Source organism: Pedobacter sp. AC163 (genome assembly GCF_979258665.1).
This window is the reverse complement of the sequence record NZ_OZ409872.1, coordinates 4,740,217-4,758,794: the sequence shown is the minus strand read 5'-3', so window position 1 is coordinate 4,758,794 and position 18,578 is coordinate 4,740,217. Positions and strand designations below refer to the sequence as shown.

Below are 18,578 nucleotides of genomic sequence, written 5' to 3'. Positions count from 1 at the left end.
AGGCTATTGTTTTTTGTTTTGATAATGATTATTATTGATTACACACAAAAACACAACACAAATGAAACCTAAATTAATCATCTTGGTGCTTCTATGCGCCATTAGTTGGCGTAGCCATGCGCAAACTGAAAAGGGTTCTGGCTTCGCCGGAATAAGCCTGAGCTTCGGAACCTCGAAACAAAATGATGCTATAGCCAGTATCAACACCTTTACGGCAACGCCTAGGGGCGGCTATTTTATTGCAAATAATCTCGCTATCGGGCTTGAAATTCCTTTAAATCTTTCAAAGCTTCGCGGGGAAAGTTACATTACATGGGATGAGGAAGATGGGCGCTACGAAGACCGTTATGGTCCGAAAGAATTTAGTTTCGGACTCTCGCCTTTCATTCGCAAGTATATAGATGTTAAAGAACGATTTAAATTTTTCGTTCAGGCGAATCTGCTACTCCAAATTAACACATTCAATCGAGTAGATGATGCAGGTTATCTGATTCGAACAGATGCACGAGCAAAAGGTTGGGGTGCTAGCTTAGCTCCTGGCTTCACCTATCTATTATCTGATGATTCGAGCCTCGATTTTTCATTCCCAATCTTAAGCTTTTTCCACCAAAATTATTATGCTGAAGAGTCGCTGTACAATTTCGATAAAAAGAACAATTTAAGATTAGCACTTGATAACTTCACACCCACTTTTACCATAAACTTTCACTTCTAAAGATTCTCTTATGAAAAATTTGTTTAACCAAGTTATGGGCTTAAGAAGTTCCGTAGTCGTTATTCTGCTATTCATTACCATGCAGGCAAATGCACAAAGATTCCGTGGGAAAATAGATTATTACAGTAGTGCACTATCTGAATTTGATGGAAAAATTAAATCCATTGATGATGTACAGATTGAATATTATCTCAGTGCACTTTCTGAATTTAATGGAAAAGTTAAAGCCATTGGAAATATTTCAGTGGAATATTACCTCAGTGCCATACCAGAGTTTAATGGTAAAATAAAATCTATTGGCAATAAAAACGTAGAATATTATTTATCTGCCTTACCCGGAATTACCGGTAAAATAAAATCCATCGGTTCCATTAAATTCGAATACAATTTTACTAATTCTCCAAAAAGTGATGGCAAGGTAAAATCTATTCAGAATGACGGTGACGATCTGGATTCTGAAGATGCATTAGACAATTACTATTTAATTGAACGATTGAATCGCCAATAATTTAAAATTTAGAAGTTTATAGGATGTATCATAAATCAATATCCCCGAACGTTGTCGCGTTGAGCTTTTCGAAACTGCTTTAAAGCTTTTGAGCAAGTTTTTACGATAATTTCGGGTTGTCATTTCGTATTTATGATACATCCTCTTTTTTATTCAATATCCACTGAAAACCCATTGAAACCATAAGCCGACAGAATTTATTCCGTTATAATTTCCTTAAAAAATCTTTTCTTATATATTTGCATCGCCAAATCGGCTTGCTAAATATCCTTATAGCAATTACATCCTGTAATACCAGCTTTATTTAAGCTGCTTTAAATTTAAATTTTCTTTGTAAACGGTTATCTCCTATCGGGATAAATGATTTCGAACCTACGCTTGACGTTAGTTTTTGGAATAAAGGAAGAGAATGAAAACCAGAATTTATTAATTACCCATAAAATCAATTGTTTAAAATGAAAAGAATTATTACTAGCTTATTTTTACTGGTTATTGCTTACACACAGGCAAATGCACAAAGTGATGCCTACAAAGGAAAAGATGATTTACGATTTCAGGTTGGCGCAAGTCTCCAAAAATGGGGTACCGGAATTGTTACTACGCTTGATTATGGCTTAGGCCAAAGCTTCTCCATCGGCGCACAGGCCGGCTATCTACTTGGTGTAAAATCTTTCGATGGGATTGAAAAACCAGGCTTTGGCGATCGTTTTGATCTCAAAGCTAGATTTAATGCAAATTTAGGAAGTGTGATTGGTTTGCCCGCTAATGTAGATTTATACCCTGGATTAAACCTGGGCCTTAAAAACTTTGGAGCTCATGTTGGCGGAAGAGTTTTCTTTGATAAAGGCTTCGGACTTTTTACAGAAGCACAATTTCCGATCGCAAAATATAATGCTGATGCAATTGGCTACGAGCGATTGAACAACCAATTCTCCTTTAACATTGGGGTTGCCTTCGATTTAGGGAAATAGTACCCTAAAAATCGCAGTTTTCAGTTAAATTCAACCGTTTAAAAGCATCGGCATTTGAGCCGATGCTTTTTCATTTCATGAAGTTTTATCTTTTTTTAAACCACCTAAAAAGCTAGTTCTTAATTTTTTTTGTGTTATAATTTGGTCAGGCTAATTTCGATGTTGCATTTTGAAGATTAACCAATCATTTATTTTTTATTGCTTTCAATATTTGGCAAAAATCCGGTTAGTAATCCTATCAGGGGCAAAAAGGCACAGATATTAAAAACATATTCAATACTGGTAGAATCTGCAAGTTTGCCTAACAGTGCAGAACCTATCCCTCCCATTCCAAAAGCAAAACCGAAAAACAGTCCAGCTACTAAGCCAACCTTCCCGGGAATCAATTCTTGTGCATAAACCAGGATGGCAGAAAAGGCTGAAGCCAAAATCATCCCGATAGGAACGATTAAAATACCTATCCAAAATAAATTGGCATGAGGTAATAAAAGGGCAAACGGTGCTGTGCCTAAAATTGAAGCCCAAATCACATATTTACGCCCAATTTTATCGCCAATTGGACCACCTAATAAAGTTCCTGCAGCTACTGAAAACAGGAATACAAATAAGTAAATCTGCGAGGTTTGTACAGAAACGTCAAATTTATTGATGAGGTAAAAAGTAAAATAGCTGGTTAGACTGGCCATGTAGAAGTATTTCGAAAAAATAAGCAACAACAGAATAACCACCGAAAAAACAATTTTATTTCTCGAAAACTGATTGGCGACAGTAGCAACAGCAGCTTTTTTGCTTCTGGAAAGGACAAAACCTTTGTACCAATTACCTACATAACTCAAAATCACGATGGCCAATAATGCGATAATAGAAAACCAAACCACACTAAATTGGCCATAGGGTACAATAATCCATGCAGCTAACAGCGGCCCTAAAGAGCTCCCTGCATTTCCACCCAATTGGAAAACCGATTGTGCCAAACCTCTTTTCCCTCCAGATGCGGCATGCGCCATTCGGGATGCTTCAGGGTGAAATATAGATGAGCCAACACCGATTAGCGCCACCGAAATTAACATGGTGTAAAAATGGGTGGATTGCGACAAGGTAATTAAGCCGATTAAAGTGAAACCCATGCCGACCGCCAATGAATAAGGTTGCGGTTTTTTATCGGTATACATCCCTACAAATGGCTGCAATAAAGAGGCGGCCAGCTGGAAGGTTAGCGTAATTAAGCCAATTTGAGAGAAACTGAGTTTGTAATTTGTTTTAATGATAGGATAAATCGCCGGAATAAGGGATTGAATAGTATCATTTAATAAATGTGAAAAACTTAAGGCAAACAATATCGGGAATACGGTTTTTTCGATAATGGCTTTTGAAGGATTCTGCTCGTTCATAAAAGGGAATAAATACGATGGCAAAAGTAGTGATAAAAATTTCTAACATTATTAAGTGTTACAGCGTGACTCTCAAACATTTTTACCGAGATGTGGTTTAATCCTTATGGAAAAAAACAGAAAAATTGTGGGCCTTTGTGGAAGTCTTAGAAAAGGCTCTTACAACGCGATGTTGCTTAAATTTGCCGGAACGTTAGTGCCAGAGGGTACAGAATTTGAAATCGTTTCTTATTATGATGTTCCGGTTTATAACGCCGATTACGATACACCTGAAATGCCAGAAAGACCATCAAGTGTAGTTAAATTTAGAGAGGCTTTAGCGCAGGCAGATGCTTTTATCATTGCCTCCCCAGAGTACAATTATTCTGTTCCCGGAGGATTGAAAAATGCAATTGATTGGGCCAGTAGAGGAAAAGATGCGCCATTAATGCACAAGCCCGTTGCGCTACTAGGTGCTACTCAAGGCATGTGGGGTACAGTTAGAATGCAAACTGCATTTCTTCCAATTTTTACTTTTTTGAATATGAACCCCGTTTTACAACCGGAAGTTTTAATTGCGCAAGCACAAGATAAATTTGACGAGGAGGGAAATCTAACTGACGAGAAAACCATCAGTTTGATCAAGAGAAAGATTGAGAACCTGATTGTTGCCTCCAAGGTTTAAGGCATTCTACAAAAGATTACAAGCTCTTCGCTTGAAATGATGATTACTATCCGTTGAGGTTGGGTAGCTTGTCGAAACACTTGATTAAATATGGTTAAGGTGTTTCGACAGGCTAAACAGGACAGCATCTAGGCAAAATGGTCTTTATGATACAGCCTTCTCACTTTGTAAGTTAAACACAATTGCTTTTCACAGTCGCGATTTTATGTTTGATTAAATTAACCCGCAGCATGACTGCAAATGTTAAATCATATTGAAGGCTCAGCTTCGATATCCTCCACTACAACTGAAAAATTACTTTCGGTGATATTCCTAAAAGATGTCAAAGCTTCCGAAAAAAGCTGACAAGAATCGGAAATAAAACTAAATTGTCAATTTGGCACCTACCAAAAATTAATCACTCGATTAAGTTTTAGTCACACAAAAATAATAAAGAATTAACATGCATTTTATATCTAATTCGCTATTAGGCGATTGGCTAAAAACTGATTTTTTAATGACGCTGAGAGCATTTTTTGGCACTGACATTGACTTTTAACCAAATATAGTCAGAAATTAAAAAAGTAAAACTGACTGTTTTTTTTAAACAAATAAATAATAAAAAAAGATGAAAAAACTATTATTATCAGTAGTAGCAGTTGCAGGTTTAGTGTATGGAGCAAATGCACAAACAGAAAAAGGAAAAGTAATTTTAGGTGGTAATGTGGGCTTCAATTCTACAAAAGTAGAAGGTGCAGCAAAATCTGATGTTAGCTTCAGCGTAGTACCAAGTGTTGGTTATTTTGTTGACAATAATTTCGCAATTGGTACCGGCGTGGGTTACAATTACAATAAACAAGTAAGTGAAAATACCTTAAACCAGGCATTCGTAGTAGCACCTTTTGGCCGTTACTATGTTGGTTTATCAGATCAATTTAAATTCTTCGGACAATTATCGGTTCCGATGGCGTTTGGAAACAATAAAATAGTGAACGACAATGGCGATACTAGTGCTAAAGTAGCCTCTACGACCAGCATTGGTGTAAACATTGCACCTGGTTTTGCTTTTTTCCCTACCAAAAGAATTGGTATTGAAGTATCAGTTAACGGTTTAGGATACAATAACCTAAATGTTAAAAATGAGATCACTGGAGGCGAAGTTTCTTCAAACTCATTCGGTTTAGAAGCAAATACTTTCGCTCCAAAATTGGGCGTTCAGTTCCACTTTTAATCGGAACGTTTTGTTTTAAAAAAGGCCTCAGATTCGCAGATTCTAAGGCCTTTTTTTTGCTTTCGTCATTTCGACCGAAGTGGAGAAATCTTTAAAAAATGAGTAACACCCTCAAATAAATTCAGGAAGGGAACGGGTGAAAAAAAATCAATGAACTACTGATTCTTATTTCTTTTCTCGTATCGCTTTAAATTCCGATCCCTCCTTCCACTTCGGATAAACATCTTCATTACTTAAACGGTAACCCATATCAAAAACCAATCTCACATCTTCTACAATTCCAGATAAATCCCAGGTTTTTGCATCAAAATTATCTTGCGGTGAATGATATCTGAATTTAGTAAAGTCAGCTACTTGTTTTAAACCCCACTCCCGGCCATTCTTGACATTATCAACTCCAGAACCCGTAAATAGCGATGGTACACCAACTTTCGCTAAGTTAAAATGATCAGAGCGGTAGTATAAACCAGAAGAAGGAACCGGATCTGGAACCACAATCCTACCCTGCTTTTTAGCTGAAGCAGAAGCGTAATCTTCTAACTCAGACTGACCGAAGCCATAAACTACAATATCTTTGGTTTTGCCAGCAATCCCCATCATATCCATATTGATATTGGCAACCGTTTTATCTAGAGGAAAAGAAGGATGTTTGGCATAGTATTCTGACCCTAGTAAACCCTGCTCCTCCGCAGTGTAGGAAATAAACAGAATAGTTCTGTTTGGGGCTTTTGGCAACTTCTTAAATGCCGAAGCGAGTTCGAACAATGACGCTACACCAGTTGCGTTATCAACCGCACCATTATAAATAGAGTCTCCCTGAATCTTCTCACCAATACCTAAATGATCCCAGTGAGCCGAATAAATAATAGCTTCATTTTTTCGGGTAGTGCCCGGTATTTTTGCCAAAACGTTATAAGTAACCGATTTTTTGATCGTATTCTTTACGGCTAAGGAAGTGGTTGCATTTAAATCTACTGCCTTAAAACTTTTGCTCCTGGCAGCCGAAAATAAGGCATCACTCTGACCAGCCATTTTGAAAAGTGCCTTGGCCTTATCCAAAGAAATCCAGCCCTCAATAACCGTTCGGTTCATGCCGTTATCTGCCGATTGCAAATTCAGTTTCGATTTCGACCAGCCACTGCGCACCACCGTCCAAGGGTAAGCTGCAGGTTCAGTATCGTGAATAATTAATACTGCAGCTGCACCTTGCCTCGAGGCTTCCTCGAATTTATAAGTCCAGCGACCGTAATAAGTCATGTTTTTGCCCTTAAATAAAGTCGAATCCGAAAAGCCCGGATCGTGGATCATAACCACGACCGTTTTACCTTTCACATCCAAATTTTTATAATCATCCCAGCCATATTCTGGAGCCACAATGCCATAACCCGCAAAAACCAAAGGCGAATTTTTTATGTTCACATCATCTTGTACACGGCGTGATCCTGCAACGAAATCCGTTAAATAATCCAGACTTAAACTCCCTGATTTCCCTTGAATCACCATCTTACTTTCCGGTACCGATTTAATCTCCACCATAGGCACTTCCTGGAAAAAGCTATCGCCATTGCCGGGCTCCAAACCTAAATTTTGAAATTCTCGTTTCAAATAATTGATGGTCTTAGTTTCGCCACCGGTAAAGGGTTTTCTCCCTTCCAAACTGTCTGCAGCAATTGCTGATAAATAATGAGTTAAGCTCGAATCGTTGATGGCTTTGATGGCCAGCGAATCTGGGCCGTTGCTAATACTATTTTCTTTTGCCTGCTTGCAGGAGTGAGCAAACAAGGCAATTGCCATCCCGTAATATAAGATTTTGTTCATTGAGGATATTTTAAGCTGGTAATTTAAGAAAAAATAGCGATTCGATGTTTTAAGGATCTGGAGCGCACCAACAGAAGCATTTTTTTGATTTAGCTTCCCGCTATCCATATTAAGTTTTAAACATCGATAAGCTGGCGATAGGAAAGTAATTACAAATTAAACCTTAATCATTACTATCGGGGCTAGATGGCGAAAACAGTAAAAATATTAAGGCTCCAGATGCGAAACGTTTTACGGTTTCCCCCTATTGCGATCGTTCAAATATTTTTTATTTTAGTAGGATCAACGTGTTTTATATGCCATCTACTTAGCACTAGATATCAAAAGCGATTTATTTGATAAAAGATTCGTAAAGCCACCAATTTGTTATGGCTTTACGAATGTTATTTAATTCGGCTTTGCGAAATGCGTAAATTTAGATGTTACCTGCAAGCTTAAACAACGACAATGGACAACAAAATCACGACATACTCAGCACTATTCGACTTGGTTGACATTGACACAATAGACCATAAGCAAAAAGACATTGCGACATTGTTTTTAAATGCAATGAACGATTGGCCGACCTATAATCAAAAGGAAATTTCCGACTTTGTAAAAGAACTCAAGGACTACTTTGGTAATCCTTTGACGATTGAGAAAATTTCAGCGAAAAAGTTTGACGGACAGAATGCTTGGCAAATTGAAGCAGGAAGTTCCATTGCTGACTTAATAGACATTTCAACAAAGTTTTGCAACCAATCAGACTTTGACAAAATCGTTGAAAACTTTTTAAATCATTACAGTTCAAGTTCATTTAAACAATCAGACAACAGACAAGAAAAAATTATTGACCGAGATTTTTGCGAGTGTTTAGAATATGAAATTTGTAAAGCATTTGAGCATTCAGACAATGACCAAATCAAAGGCTTTTGGTGTGACGGAATTTTATTAAACCAACCCGTCAGTCTTTACTCCCAAAAATTTGTAAACGACAATAGACACGTAAAATTGAAAGCATTTATCGGCAAAGACGGACAAACAGAATACGAATTGACTTTGAAATTTGGTGACAAGGCATTGAGCAGATATTCAAGAAACTTGGACATTAAAGAATGTTTGCCAAACCCAGACAAACAAAATTGGTTTGACATTGACACTAAACGAAATAAAATTGAGATACAACTTGACTAACGAAAGAAAGCCAGCAGGTAACAGCCGTTTTGCAAAAGCGGGGGTTTCGTGGTTCTATGAAAGTGAAGTGCTAAATTCAAGCTTTGTGCATCTAATGAAGTTTAGTGCTGAAAAACCCCGCCTTCGCAAAGCGGCAAAACGTTAGCGGTAATTATGACGAACACGAAATGGACAAAAAAGAACAACTGAGAATTTGGAAAGAAAAAGAACGAGAAAGAGAATTAACAGAAAATTCATTAAGTGAAAATTTGAGAACTTCAACTCTTGCTAAAATTCAATTAAACGAACCTATTTTTCACATCTCCAAAGACGATATTTTAAATGCCAATGCAACTAATTCGTTTGAGCTATTGCAGAAAATTGACCTGAAAATAATAGAATTAGCATTTAAAGTAAAACCGACCAAACTTGATATAAATGGAGTTAATGATGAAGCTATTAGGACTTTATCTTTTCCACTTAAAGCTGTATATTTTACTAATGAATTTGAAGGACTTCTTTCACTTGGAGATGCAGACAAAGAGTTTTACTATGAGGACAATTTAGAAAAATCTCAAAGAGACAATTATTTTAATGAACTCATCAACTATTATGTAGAAATGAAAAATCAAAAAATGATTTCACTAATAGACGATGGAAAAAAAGCAAAACGACAAAAAGATTTTGACAAAATTAGTGACATAATTGAACAGTTAGAAATTCAAAACGATGAATTAAGAATTAATTATATAAAACAAAATATAGAACAATTCGAATTAAAATAACCACCACTAACACTGGTTTTGCGTCAGGCGGGCTGAATTGCAAAACTCACCAGCAGTTTTTCAATTGAAATTAGTAATAATATCAGCTTTTGTGCTTCGATTTCCCGCCCGAACGCAAAGCCCGAAACGTTATGTGCTATTTTATTCCGACCATTATGTAAACGCAATAGAAAAAAATGAAATTAGTAGACGGCAATACAATAATTTATAGAAACACGCCAATGTTTGGTTATTTTCTATTTTGGACATTGACGTTCTTTTGTTTATTCGTCGGCTCAACACTTTGGGCAACTATGATATGGGTAGAAAGCTATTATGATATTCATACAGAGGACATTTTTTTTAGTGTGGGTCTTGCTTTTTTAGGACTCATATTTCTGATAGGAACATATAAATGCACAAAAAATTTAGTTTATATTTATAAAGAGAAGCCAATATTTACCCTTAATAAAATTGGAATAAAGTATTATGTCGACCGATTGATCAATTGGACTGAAATCGAGAAAATTATTTTGCAAAAAGACTTTGATGTAAAATATTTGACAATCTGTTCAATTGACAAGACACAAATAAGTTATCAATTGAATGCTACACAAACTACAGAGTTTAACAATCTACAGAATTTTAAAACTTGTTTAAATAAATTCCCAGTGAAGGTTGAAATTGATGAGTGAGGATGATAAAAACAGCACACAACAGGGTATTGCCAAAAGCGGGGCTGAAGTGCTTCGATTGAGCATTTATGCAAGGTTCAACAGTGGTAATTCTATTGAACTTTCGTGCTAAAAATCCCCGCCTTCGGCAATACCCGGAACGTTGTGCGATATGCTAAACCGACATTGTGCAAACTAACGAACAAAGATTTAATCCAAATGGATACAAAACAATTATTCAGACTTTTTAATAGTAAATTTTACTCAACAAATTGGCTTAACGAAAATAATGTTTTAGCAGGAAGTGAAGGCGAAGTAAAATATAGTTATTGTGGAGTAGACAAAGATTTCAAATTTGAATTTGTCAGTCAAAAAATCAACGAGACTTTTAGTGATGAGGATATCTATTTGTGTATTTCATCAAATAAAAGTTCTTTGGTTTCTAAATCAGACGCTGTCACAGAAATTGCAAAAATTCTACATAAAAAGGAAATTGGCATTATGGATAAATCATTTACGAAAATGCTGTTCTTTAATTCATATGGCACATTTAAAAGTGGAATTATCAGAGAATTTTCTGAAAGTCAGTCAAGACCTGACGGACATCTTTTAAGAGTAGAATTTTTTGCAAACATTATGGATGAAAGCACTACTATAGTTGCCAAAGCTATTCGCAAGCATTTTGAACACTTTGAAAAAGCACTACATAATGATTATGGAGGTATTATGGAATATCTTTGGATAGATTTGGAGTTGGTAGCACATTACAAATCTCATCCATTCCGTTATCAGAAAAGAGTTAGTCAGCCTTCCTCATACACAGACTTCTTTACCTATAATGTTGGTCATTATAGTATTCATCCCGATTACGAAAGATTGAAGAAATTATCAACGGATAAAGAAATTTGCGCCTATGTATTTGAATTGTTATATCATTCAACTCAAATTTTAGTTGAAAAACAAAAGAAATTAGGAAATTTTGACGCTACGAAATTTCGATTGGATTTTCTGTCTGCTATGGGAAAAATAGAATATTCTTGATAGACTAAAAAGCACAATCGCACAACAAGGGTTTTACAATAGTGGGGCGAAACTGTCATAAAGTGATGCCTTTGGCACAAAGTTCAACAGTTGTTCTTCGTTTGAACTTTTGTGCAAAATTGAAGATTTGTGCTTCGATTGCCCCACCATCGCAAAGCCCCAAAACGTTAGCACCAATTTTATGAAGACACGTATAACGACAATATTCACGACATTACTTCTGACATTTACGACAGTTTATGGACAGACTTACGAACCATTAGATTTAGCAAAAAAAATATTTTCGAAAGAGACTTTACCAAACATCGAGAATTATGTTTCTGGCGAATATGAAGGCAAACCAAACGGAAAAGATTTACAAAACGGTTCAATTACGAAATTTGCCTTACTCGGACAAACAGACAAAACAGCAGTTGTTGGAATGACTGTATTGGACTCAATTGGAAAAGGACTTGATACGTATTTGCACTTTGAAAAAGATACGTCTTGGAAAATGACTGCATTCAGGGCATTAGCAATGACAGGAATGATTGAGCAGATGAAAATTGAACTTGAAAAAATGACGCCACAACAAGTGGGCGAAATGATTGAAAAGTCAAAAAAGAATAAAAATGACGACTTTGAAATGTTTAAATCAAGAGAAGATTACCATTTTCAGTTAGGAAATACAAAACTAACACTTGAATTAGACGAAAATATAATAAACCATTTTCTGACAAATGAAGCAGAATTTGACCGTCTTAAAAACCTTGCTTTAACTCAACTTGAAAAAGAAAAAGTAGATAAAGAAAGAAGTTTGAAACTAATTGAAACCTCTAAAACTGACTATAATAAACTTTTCATTTCCTCAGTTTCGACAGGTGGTTACGAACTACGAAATTGCATTAATTTTTTAATCGGTGGAATGCTTGACAACTCAGTTGGATATTTTTACATAAAAGACAAAAAAGATTTGCCCGAAATGAACCCAAGTAGAATAATTATGATTAAAGAAATTGGAAACGGATGGTATATTTACAAGACAACATAAAAAAAACTTGTGCTAACAAGGGTTTTGCAATAGTGGAGCGAAACTGCAAAGTTCAACAACAGTTCTTCGATTGAACTTTTATGCAAAATTGAAGATTTGTGCTTCGATTGCCCCACCATCGCAAAGCCCCGAAACGTCATCACCAATAGTAAAACGACACAAACGGACATACGAATGATAAACTTAAAATCTATTTTCTTTTTGGCGATACTGACAATTTCCTTAACTGCTTGTGGGCAAAATAAAAGTGACCGCCTTATTCTTGGAAAATCATACGCTCAACAAGAACTAAAATCTGCACTAACTGACAAAGAGCAACATAATGTTATTGACAATAAATCTGTAATTATTAAAGACAGTGTGATCGCAATTAATACAGCCGAACCAATTCTTTTCAGCATTTATGGAAAAGATAACATAACTAAACAACGACCTTACGAAACTTATTTAATAGACAATTATTGGGTAATAACTGGAACACTTCCAAAAGGATATTTAGGAGGCACATTCTTAATAATTATAAATGCGTTTGATAATAAAATTATTAAAATAACTCACGGAAAACAAAAACTATCAAGCTGAACGAAAACTACTGATGCCAACAGCCGTTTTGCAAAAGCGGGGGTTTCGTGCTTCTATGACAGTGAAGTGCTAAATTCAAGCTTTGTGCATCTAATGAAGTTTAGTGCTAAAAATCCCCGCCTTCGCAAAGCGGCAAAACGTTGTGCGATATGCTAAACCGATAACACGCAGACAACCAAGATTTAAATCAATGGATACAAAACAATTATTTAGATTTTTTCACAGTAAATATGACTTAACGAATTGGTTAAATGAAAATGGAGAGTTAGCCCAAAGCGAAGGAGATGTAAAATGGTTTTACAGTGGTATAAATGAAGATTTTAAATCCGAATTCGTAAGTCAAAAAATCGACGAGACTTTTAATGATGGGGATATCTATTTGTGCATTTCTTCAAATAAAAGTTCTTTGGTTTCTAAATCAGAAGCTGTCACAGAAATCGCAAAAATTCTACATAAAAAGGAAATTGGCATTATGGATAAATCATTTACGAAAATGATGTTCTTTAATTCATATGGCACATTTAAAAGTGGAATTATCAGAGAATTTCCCGAAAGTCGTTCAAGACCTAACGGACATCTTTTAAGAGTAGAATTTTTTGCAAACTCTATGGATGAAAGCACTACTAAAGTTGCCAAAGCTATTCGCAAGCATTTTGAACACTTTGAAAAAGCACTACATAATGATTATGGAGGTATTATGGAATATCTTTGGATAGATTTGGAGTTGGTAGCACATTACAAATCTCATCCATTCCGTTATCAGAAAAGAGTTAGTCAGCCTTCCTCATACACAGACTTCTTTACCTATAATGTTGGTCATTATAGTATTCATCCCGATTACGAAAGATTGAAGAAATTATCAACGGATAAAGAAATTTGCGCCTATGTATTTGAATTGTTATATCATTCAACTCAAATTTTAGTTGAAAAACAAAAGAAATTAGGAAATTTTGACGCTACGAAATTTCGATTGGATTTTCTGTCTGCTATGGGAAAAATAGAATATTCTTTGACAGACTAAAAATCACAATCGCACAACAAGGGTTTTGCAACAGTGGGACGAAACTGTCATAAAGTGATGCCTTTGGCACAAAGTTCAACGGTAGTTCTTCGGTTCAACTTTTGCACAAAATTGAAGATCTTCGCTTCCCTGCAGGCAGCCAAGGATTGCCCTGCCATCGTAAAGCCCTAAACCGTTATATGACATAGTATGATGATACCGACATCTGAAATAAAACGAGAATTTAAGACCCCTTTGGGAGTTATTCGTTGCGGATTTATCTGTGCAGGACAAGACCGTGCTATTGAAACACAGAAATATGAAAACGGCAGTTCGGAAATTTTTAAAACAAACGGACACAAAATTGAAATCGTTTCATTTAAAATAAAAGTTCCGCTTTATAATGGCGACGGCTTGACTGACAGTTTCGGCTGGATTTTCAGAATTGAAAAAACAACTGAAATTGGCGAAAAGCTTGAAACATATTGTTTGCTTGACCAAATCAATGACGAAATAACCTTCGACACAGCGACTGGAGAGCACTTGGATGCGATACAAGCAGACAATAATGAATGGACATTGCATATTGGAACAGAAGACGGAGAAGTTTTAAACTTAAGAGCCGAAAATAACGACTGGTTTCCACCAAGACTTCAAAACAAAGTAAATTTCTATCAGTCAATAACAACAATGAAACAAAATGGATTTGTGACAAAAATTCCCGACCTTAATAAAGGAGAACAAATTTATATACAGTATTTGACAGCATACGACAAGAGAGATGAACAAAAAGTAAACACTTGGCTTGCGGTGGATGAATTTAAAAGAAAATTAGAAAATTGGATTGGAATATCATGAAAAAAATATGCCCTATAACACGAGTTTCGTGCTCTGTAGAATGTGTAGTGAGATCGTAAGTTTTTGCTCCGCATGAGTGTGAACAATCCCGCTTTTTAGTAAAGCCTAAAACGGTCAGTGGTAATGCAGCGAAAGCAGATACCAGGACAAAACAGTTAATTAAGTATAAAGCAAATTTGCCAAAAGAAGCAATTAAGTACTAAAATTTATGGCGACAACAGCAAAATTATTAGAAGACAGTTTACTGGTAATATGGAACGACAGGGATTCAAACAACCGTTTGGAATTCATGAAGAAAATTTATGCACCAGACATCCACTTTTACGAGACCAATGATGGAAATGCAATTGTAGGGCATCAGGCTATAAATGAGTTAATTTCAAAATTGCAGGCAGAATGGCCAATTGAATTCCAGTTTCAACTCAATAAACCATCGCAATTAAATCATCAAACACAGATTATCTCTTGGAACCTCGGACCAAAGGGAGCTTCGCCTGTTGCGACGGGGATGGATGTAGCCTATACAGAAAACGATTTGATTAAATCATTATATTTATTCTTGGATGAAAAATAAAGGTTGAGGACATATTGCCCGACTAAGCACTGCCTCGAATGTAATTTGGCATTAGTTGGGCTGGGAGAATTCTGTTATCCTCCTTCGCAAAGCCGCAAACCTTTAGCGATCATTCTAATTAAAACTAGCACAAAATGATAGAACCAGTAAATATAAATGAAAAATTATCTCAGTTTTCGGATTACTGGAATCCTAAAGTTGTTGGAGAACTTAATGGACAGCATGTTAAATTAGTAAAACTTCATGGTGAGTTCGTTTGGCATAAACATGAAAACGAAGATGAAATGTTTTTCGTTATAAATGGAATTTTAAAAATAGAGTTTAGAGACAAAACGGTCTCCATAAACCCTGGCGAATTTATAATCGTTCCTAAAGGAATTGAACACAAACCTATTGCAGATGATGAAGTTTCTATTATGCTTTTTGAACCGGATACAACCTTAAATACTGGCGATACAAGAGGAGAGTTAACTAGAGAAACCCTGGAAAGACTATAATTCAAGAACAAAAGAGCGAACCACTTGCGGCTACTTTGCGCCACTTGTTGTCGCTGCAACGAATAAACATAAACATATGAAAATCGGACAATTACTTATCGGAATCTTACTTGGTGCACTCCTGAGTTTTGGTTTAACTAAATATTTCAGCAAAGGCCAACTACAGGCGCAAAGCGACGGGACAAATAAAATTGATAGTTCTGCCTCTTCTGAAAAGTGGACTTGGCCAGACCAACTCGATGCATTAAAAGCTGCACCTGATAATCACAAAGTAGTTTATGAAGACGATAATGTGAGAGTTTTAGCCGTAATTCTAGATGGAAAAAAATCTGAGCCTATTCATACTCATAAATGGAAAAGCATCATGTGGATTTCTAAGCCAATCGTTCCTTGCCAAATAAATAGCTATAAGAAAACCGGAAATGGAAATCTTATAAAGGCTGATAGTTTGGTTATAAAAGAGATGCCAGTAAATATTGGGCAATTAATTAGTCCCGAAGGGCCAACTTCAATCACGAATTTGGGTAGAGAAAACGGCATAGCTTATCGAGTGGAATTTAAAAAAGACTTCAAATTATAATTTTTTTTATCTACTACGATTCAAAAAAAGCAATCAACAACATCAGTTTGGCCATTTGATAGATATTTGCTAAATTAATTACAGTTTTTCAATGGACTTTTGTGCTTCCCTGCTGTCGGAAGGCAAAAATTTAAAGAGCTATATCATTACCTGCAAGCTTTAACAAACAGACGCTGACCAATGACAACAGAAGAATTTGCAAAAAATTTCTACTTAGAGAAAATGAGTTTATTAAAATCCTCTTTCGATTTTGAAACGGACAAAATGACTTACGTTGCAACGAAAATTCGAGAATTACAACTCGACACTGAACAGACTGCAAAATTAAAACATATCGTTTCTTCTTTACTTACAGATACCTTTTATACCGTTTTATTAGGTCTCGATGGCTCGGCAAGTGTTGGAGACAGTAATCAAGAAGTTTTTAAAATATACGACGAACAAGAGAATTTAATCTCAGACTGTGGAGAACTTGAAGTAGAAGCTTATGAATATTTTCACAACCATAAGTTTGAGTTCGACAATTCGGAACCGGATTTTATTGCGACACTAACTTATTTAACAACCGAAGAAGGTGGACGAGAAACACCAGCGATGGCAAATTACCGACCTCAGATTAAATTCGACTTTGATGAAATGCAGACATCTGGACAACAAACTTTTATAGATAGAGAAATTGTATTTCCTGGGGAAACTGTAAATGCAGAGATTAAAATTATCGCAACAGAACATTTTGCCAACAAGTTGAAAGAAGGAATGACGTTTGAATTTTCAGAAGGTTCGACAGTGATAGGAACTGGAAAAATTAAATTACTAAAAAACGAGCTTCTGAGAAAGACCATTAGATAACTAGGTTTCTGAGATAGTGGAACGAATCTGTCGGGAAGTGATGCTCCTGGCATAAATTGCAACATCAGTATTTGATTGAACGTTTGTGCAAAATTGAACATTTGCTTGCCTGACTGGTTGGCCGGGATCACTTCGAGATCACAAGATAATTCAGGCACGAACATTAAAGCTTTAATACCTACAAATGAACAATATAATCACACTAAATGACTTAACAAATAACACATTTTTTTGGTATACTTATCTGAGTTGGTTTAGAGGTTATGATGAGGTGAACGAAATTAATATTGACGAAGCGCTGGAAGTCATTGGAATTGACCCGAAAGAATTATCTGCTTGGGAAAATGACTTTTTCTCACGAAGTGAAGGCGATAAGCATACAAAATATATCAGTGGAAAGTTAGATGAAAAGATAAGCTTCCTAATTGAATTTCAAGAATCCGAAATCGTGTTTTTTTGAACGGCATTTACATTGGAAACTTGGGTGGGCATTTTGAAGCATGGTTTTTTACCTGGCAGGAGCTTCTAGCATTCCAGAAATTCGATCAGCTTTTTCTTCTTCTACTGCCTTTAACTGGGGTTGAAGAACATCAAATTCAAGAAGCTAGTAAAGTAATAAACAATCATTTAAAAAGTATACCTAAGTTCGATTTTAAAGCTGAATATATTGCCAACTGTGTATTAAACGGACTTAAAATTGAGGGTAAGTTTTCTGAACAAAATGGAGTCGGCATTGTAAATAATCAAAATCATAGTATTCGAAATATTGAGAATTACCCGATCTATACATAAGAAGTGATTAAACTCAATAAAATTTTGAAACACCTTGTTGAAAAAACATAAATACATTTCCCTGTTAGAAAAGCAAGATGAAGATTCATATTTCATCTCCTGCTACGAACTATTAATATAAGATAAACATTTCGCTGTAGTTTTACAAAATCGATCTTAAACCAATATCAAAATGGAGAAAAAAATAATCTTAACCATAATCATTGCAATGTTTCTAACAATTATTGGTTGTAGAGGCGACAAAAAAGAACAACCAAAAGATGCTATTGTTAAAGTACAGAAAAATCGTAATCCACAAAATGATAGCCAACAACGGGAAGACACCCTAACTGAAGACAAAAAAGATCCGAATATCAATCCTGTTTATACTTCAAAATCTATCAACATTGAAAATGCATTAATAAACGGACATAAAGTGATATTATCTAAAACTGAGTTTGACGCCATATATCCAAGAAACGATTCGGTAAAAACGACCCTTTGGGAATGTGGAAATCCTTTTGAATGGTTGGATAAAAAATGGATGATAGAAAAGTATGGCCCTGAAAATAGAGAAAAAGGAACGTTTGAAAGATTTAACAGTGAAATTACAACTATCTACCTGAAAAAAATTGAATATAATACCAACAACCACCTTGTTTTATTTGATCGGGCTTCTGCTGAAAACAATTCTTTTAAAATAATCAGTCATAATATTACATTAGATAGGAATACAACTCTGGAAGGATTCAAGAAAATATTTCCGAATGCGGAAATTGAAAAATTAGCTGATAAGAACGAGGTTAGAGCCAGATTTTCCTTAGGAGAAAAGAGAGATGATGCCTTTTTAATTTATTTCAAAAATGGGAAGTTAAACTACTTCACTTTATGGTGGCTTTTGTGTTAAATAACAAGGCTGGATAAAGATT

The 18,578-nt window shown here is 35.5% G+C and carries 22 protein-coding genes; 20 read left to right on the top strand and 2 right to left on the bottom strand.

The genetic code is table 11. From position 1 onward, the window contains the following. Nucleotides 1-61 precede the first annotated feature (61 nt). The 3 genes from ACZZZK_RS20525 (at nt 62) to ACZZZK_RS20515 (ending at nt 2,194) form a co-directional block, all read left to right on the top strand. A complete protein-coding gene (locus ACZZZK_RS20525; RefSeq protein ID WP_463485753.1) occupies nt 62-715 on the top strand; it encodes a hypothetical protein in 654 nt (217 codons plus the stop codon). Nucleotides 716-725: 10 nt separating this feature from the next. Then, the gene (locus ACZZZK_RS20520) at nt 726-1,223 is read left to right on the top strand and encodes a hypothetical protein (RefSeq protein ID WP_463485752.1); all 498 of its coding nucleotides are present in this window, start codon (nt 726-728) and stop codon (nt 1,221-1,223) included. Nucleotides 1,224-1,678: 455 nt separating this feature from the next. Continuing rightward, the gene (locus ACZZZK_RS20515) at nt 1,679-2,194 is read left to right on the top strand and encodes a DUF6646 family protein (protein ID WP_463485751.1); all 516 of its coding nucleotides are present in this window, start codon (nt 1,679-1,681) and stop codon (nt 2,192-2,194) included. Between the two features lie 188 nt (nt 2,195-2,382). Here ACZZZK_RS20515 and ACZZZK_RS20510 read toward each other — a convergent pair whose 3' ends face one another. Further along, a complete protein-coding gene (locus tag ACZZZK_RS20510) occupies nt 2,383-3,585 on the bottom strand; it encodes an MFS transporter (RefSeq protein ID WP_463485750.1) in 1,203 nt (400 codons plus the stop codon). Between the two features lie 106 nt (nt 3,586-3,691). Here ACZZZK_RS20510 and ACZZZK_RS20505 point away from each other — a divergent pair, with 106 nt between their 5' ends. Together ACZZZK_RS20505 and ACZZZK_RS20500 are read left to right on the top strand one after the other, a co-directional pair. Continuing rightward, nucleotides 3,692-4,249, top strand: a complete 558-nt coding sequence (locus tag ACZZZK_RS20505; RefSeq protein ID WP_463485749.1) for an NADPH-dependent FMN reductase — start codon at nt 3,692-3,694, stop codon at nt 4,247-4,249. Between the two features lie 607 nt (nt 4,250-4,856). Beyond that, complete coding sequence (locus tag ACZZZK_RS20500; RefSeq protein WP_463485748.1) at nt 4,857-5,459, top strand: outer membrane beta-barrel protein; 603 nt, start codon at nt 4,857-4,859, stop codon at nt 5,457-5,459. Nucleotides 5,460-5,624: 165 nt separating this feature from the next. On the opposite strand, the gene ACZZZK_RS20495 is transcribed toward ACZZZK_RS20500, so the two are convergent. Beyond that, the gene (locus ACZZZK_RS20495; protein WP_463485747.1) at nt 5,625-7,277 is read right to left on the bottom strand and encodes a M28 family metallopeptidase; all 1,653 of its coding nucleotides are present in this window, start codon (nt 7,275-7,277) and stop codon (nt 5,625-5,627) included. A 447-nt stretch (nt 7,278-7,724) separates the two neighbouring features. Between ACZZZK_RS20495 and ACZZZK_RS20490 the strand changes: the two genes are divergently transcribed. The 15 genes from ACZZZK_RS20490 to ACZZZK_RS20420 all read left to right on the top strand — a co-directional run bounded on the left by ACZZZK_RS20490 (nt 7,725) and on the right by ACZZZK_RS20420 (nt 18,556). Next, nucleotides 7,725-8,450: a hypothetical protein gene (locus ACZZZK_RS20490; RefSeq protein ID WP_463485746.1), complete on the top strand. Its 726-nt coding sequence runs from the start codon at nt 7,725-7,727 to the stop codon at nt 8,448-8,450. A gap of 167 nt (nt 8,451-8,617) precedes the next feature. Further along, a complete protein-coding gene (locus ACZZZK_RS20485; RefSeq protein ID WP_463485745.1) occupies nt 8,618-9,214 on the top strand; it encodes a hypothetical protein in 597 nt (198 codons plus the stop codon). A 176-nt stretch (nt 9,215-9,390) separates the two neighbouring features. Beyond that, nucleotides 9,391-9,888: a hypothetical protein gene (locus ACZZZK_RS20480; protein WP_463485744.1), complete on the top strand. Its 498-nt coding sequence runs from the start codon at nt 9,391-9,393 to the stop codon at nt 9,886-9,888. Between the two features lie 198 nt (nt 9,889-10,086). Beyond that, complete coding sequence (locus tag ACZZZK_RS20475; RefSeq protein ID WP_463485743.1) at nt 10,087-10,908, top strand: hypothetical protein; 822 nt, start codon at nt 10,087-10,089, stop codon at nt 10,906-10,908. A 181-nt stretch (nt 10,909-11,089) separates the two neighbouring features. Continuing rightward, a complete protein-coding gene (locus tag ACZZZK_RS20470) occupies nt 11,090-11,938 on the top strand; it encodes a hypothetical protein (RefSeq protein WP_463485742.1) in 849 nt (282 codons plus the stop codon). Nucleotides 11,939-12,112: 174 nt separating this feature from the next. Continuing rightward, nucleotides 12,113-12,520 (top strand): NTF2 fold immunity protein, encoded by a 408-nt coding sequence (locus ACZZZK_RS20465; protein WP_463485741.1) that lies wholly within the window; start codon nt 12,113-12,115, stop codon nt 12,518-12,520. Between the two features lie 190 nt (nt 12,521-12,710). Next, a complete protein-coding gene (locus ACZZZK_RS20460) occupies nt 12,711-13,541 on the top strand; it encodes a hypothetical protein (protein WP_463485740.1) in 831 nt (276 codons plus the stop codon). Nucleotides 13,542-13,730: 189 nt separating this feature from the next. After that, nucleotides 13,731-14,378, top strand: coding sequence for a hypothetical protein (locus ACZZZK_RS20455; protein WP_463485739.1), 648 nt, complete (start codon nt 13,731-13,733; stop codon nt 14,376-14,378). A gap of 208 nt (nt 14,379-14,586) precedes the next feature. After that, nucleotides 14,587-14,952: a hypothetical protein gene (locus tag ACZZZK_RS20450; protein WP_463485738.1), complete on the top strand. Its 366-nt coding sequence runs from the start codon at nt 14,587-14,589 to the stop codon at nt 14,950-14,952. A gap of 134 nt (nt 14,953-15,086) precedes the next feature. Beyond that, nucleotides 15,087-15,449, top strand: coding sequence for a cupin domain-containing protein (locus tag ACZZZK_RS20445; protein WP_463485737.1), 363 nt, complete (start codon nt 15,087-15,089; stop codon nt 15,447-15,449). Nucleotides 15,450-15,525: 76 nt separating this feature from the next. Then, the gene (locus ACZZZK_RS20440; protein ID WP_463485736.1) at nt 15,526-16,029 is read left to right on the top strand and encodes a hypothetical protein; all 504 of its coding nucleotides are present in this window, start codon (nt 15,526-15,528) and stop codon (nt 16,027-16,029) included. A gap of 180 nt (nt 16,030-16,209) precedes the next feature. Continuing rightward, nucleotides 16,210-16,878: an EF-Tu C-terminal domain-related protein gene (locus ACZZZK_RS20435; RefSeq protein ID WP_463485735.1), complete on the top strand. Its 669-nt coding sequence runs from the start codon at nt 16,210-16,212 to the stop codon at nt 16,876-16,878. A 184-nt stretch (nt 16,879-17,062) separates the two neighbouring features. Continuing rightward, entirely contained in the window at nt 17,063-17,338 is a 276-nt protein-coding gene (locus tag ACZZZK_RS20430) for a hypothetical protein (protein WP_463485734.1), read from the top strand. Next, nucleotides 17,335-17,670, top strand: a complete 336-nt coding sequence (locus ACZZZK_RS20425) for an Imm19 family immunity protein (protein WP_463485733.1) — start codon at nt 17,335-17,337, stop codon at nt 17,668-17,670. The genes ACZZZK_RS20430 and ACZZZK_RS20425 overlap by 4 nt, the downstream gene beginning before the upstream one ends. Nucleotides 17,671-17,842: 172 nt before the next feature. Beyond that, nucleotides 17,843-18,556 carry a hypothetical protein gene (locus ACZZZK_RS20420; RefSeq protein WP_463485732.1) on the top strand — a complete coding sequence of 238 codons (714 nt, stop codon included), beginning with the start codon at nt 17,843-17,845 and terminating at the stop codon, nt 18,554-18,556. Nucleotides 18,557-18,578 lie beyond the last annotated feature (22 nt).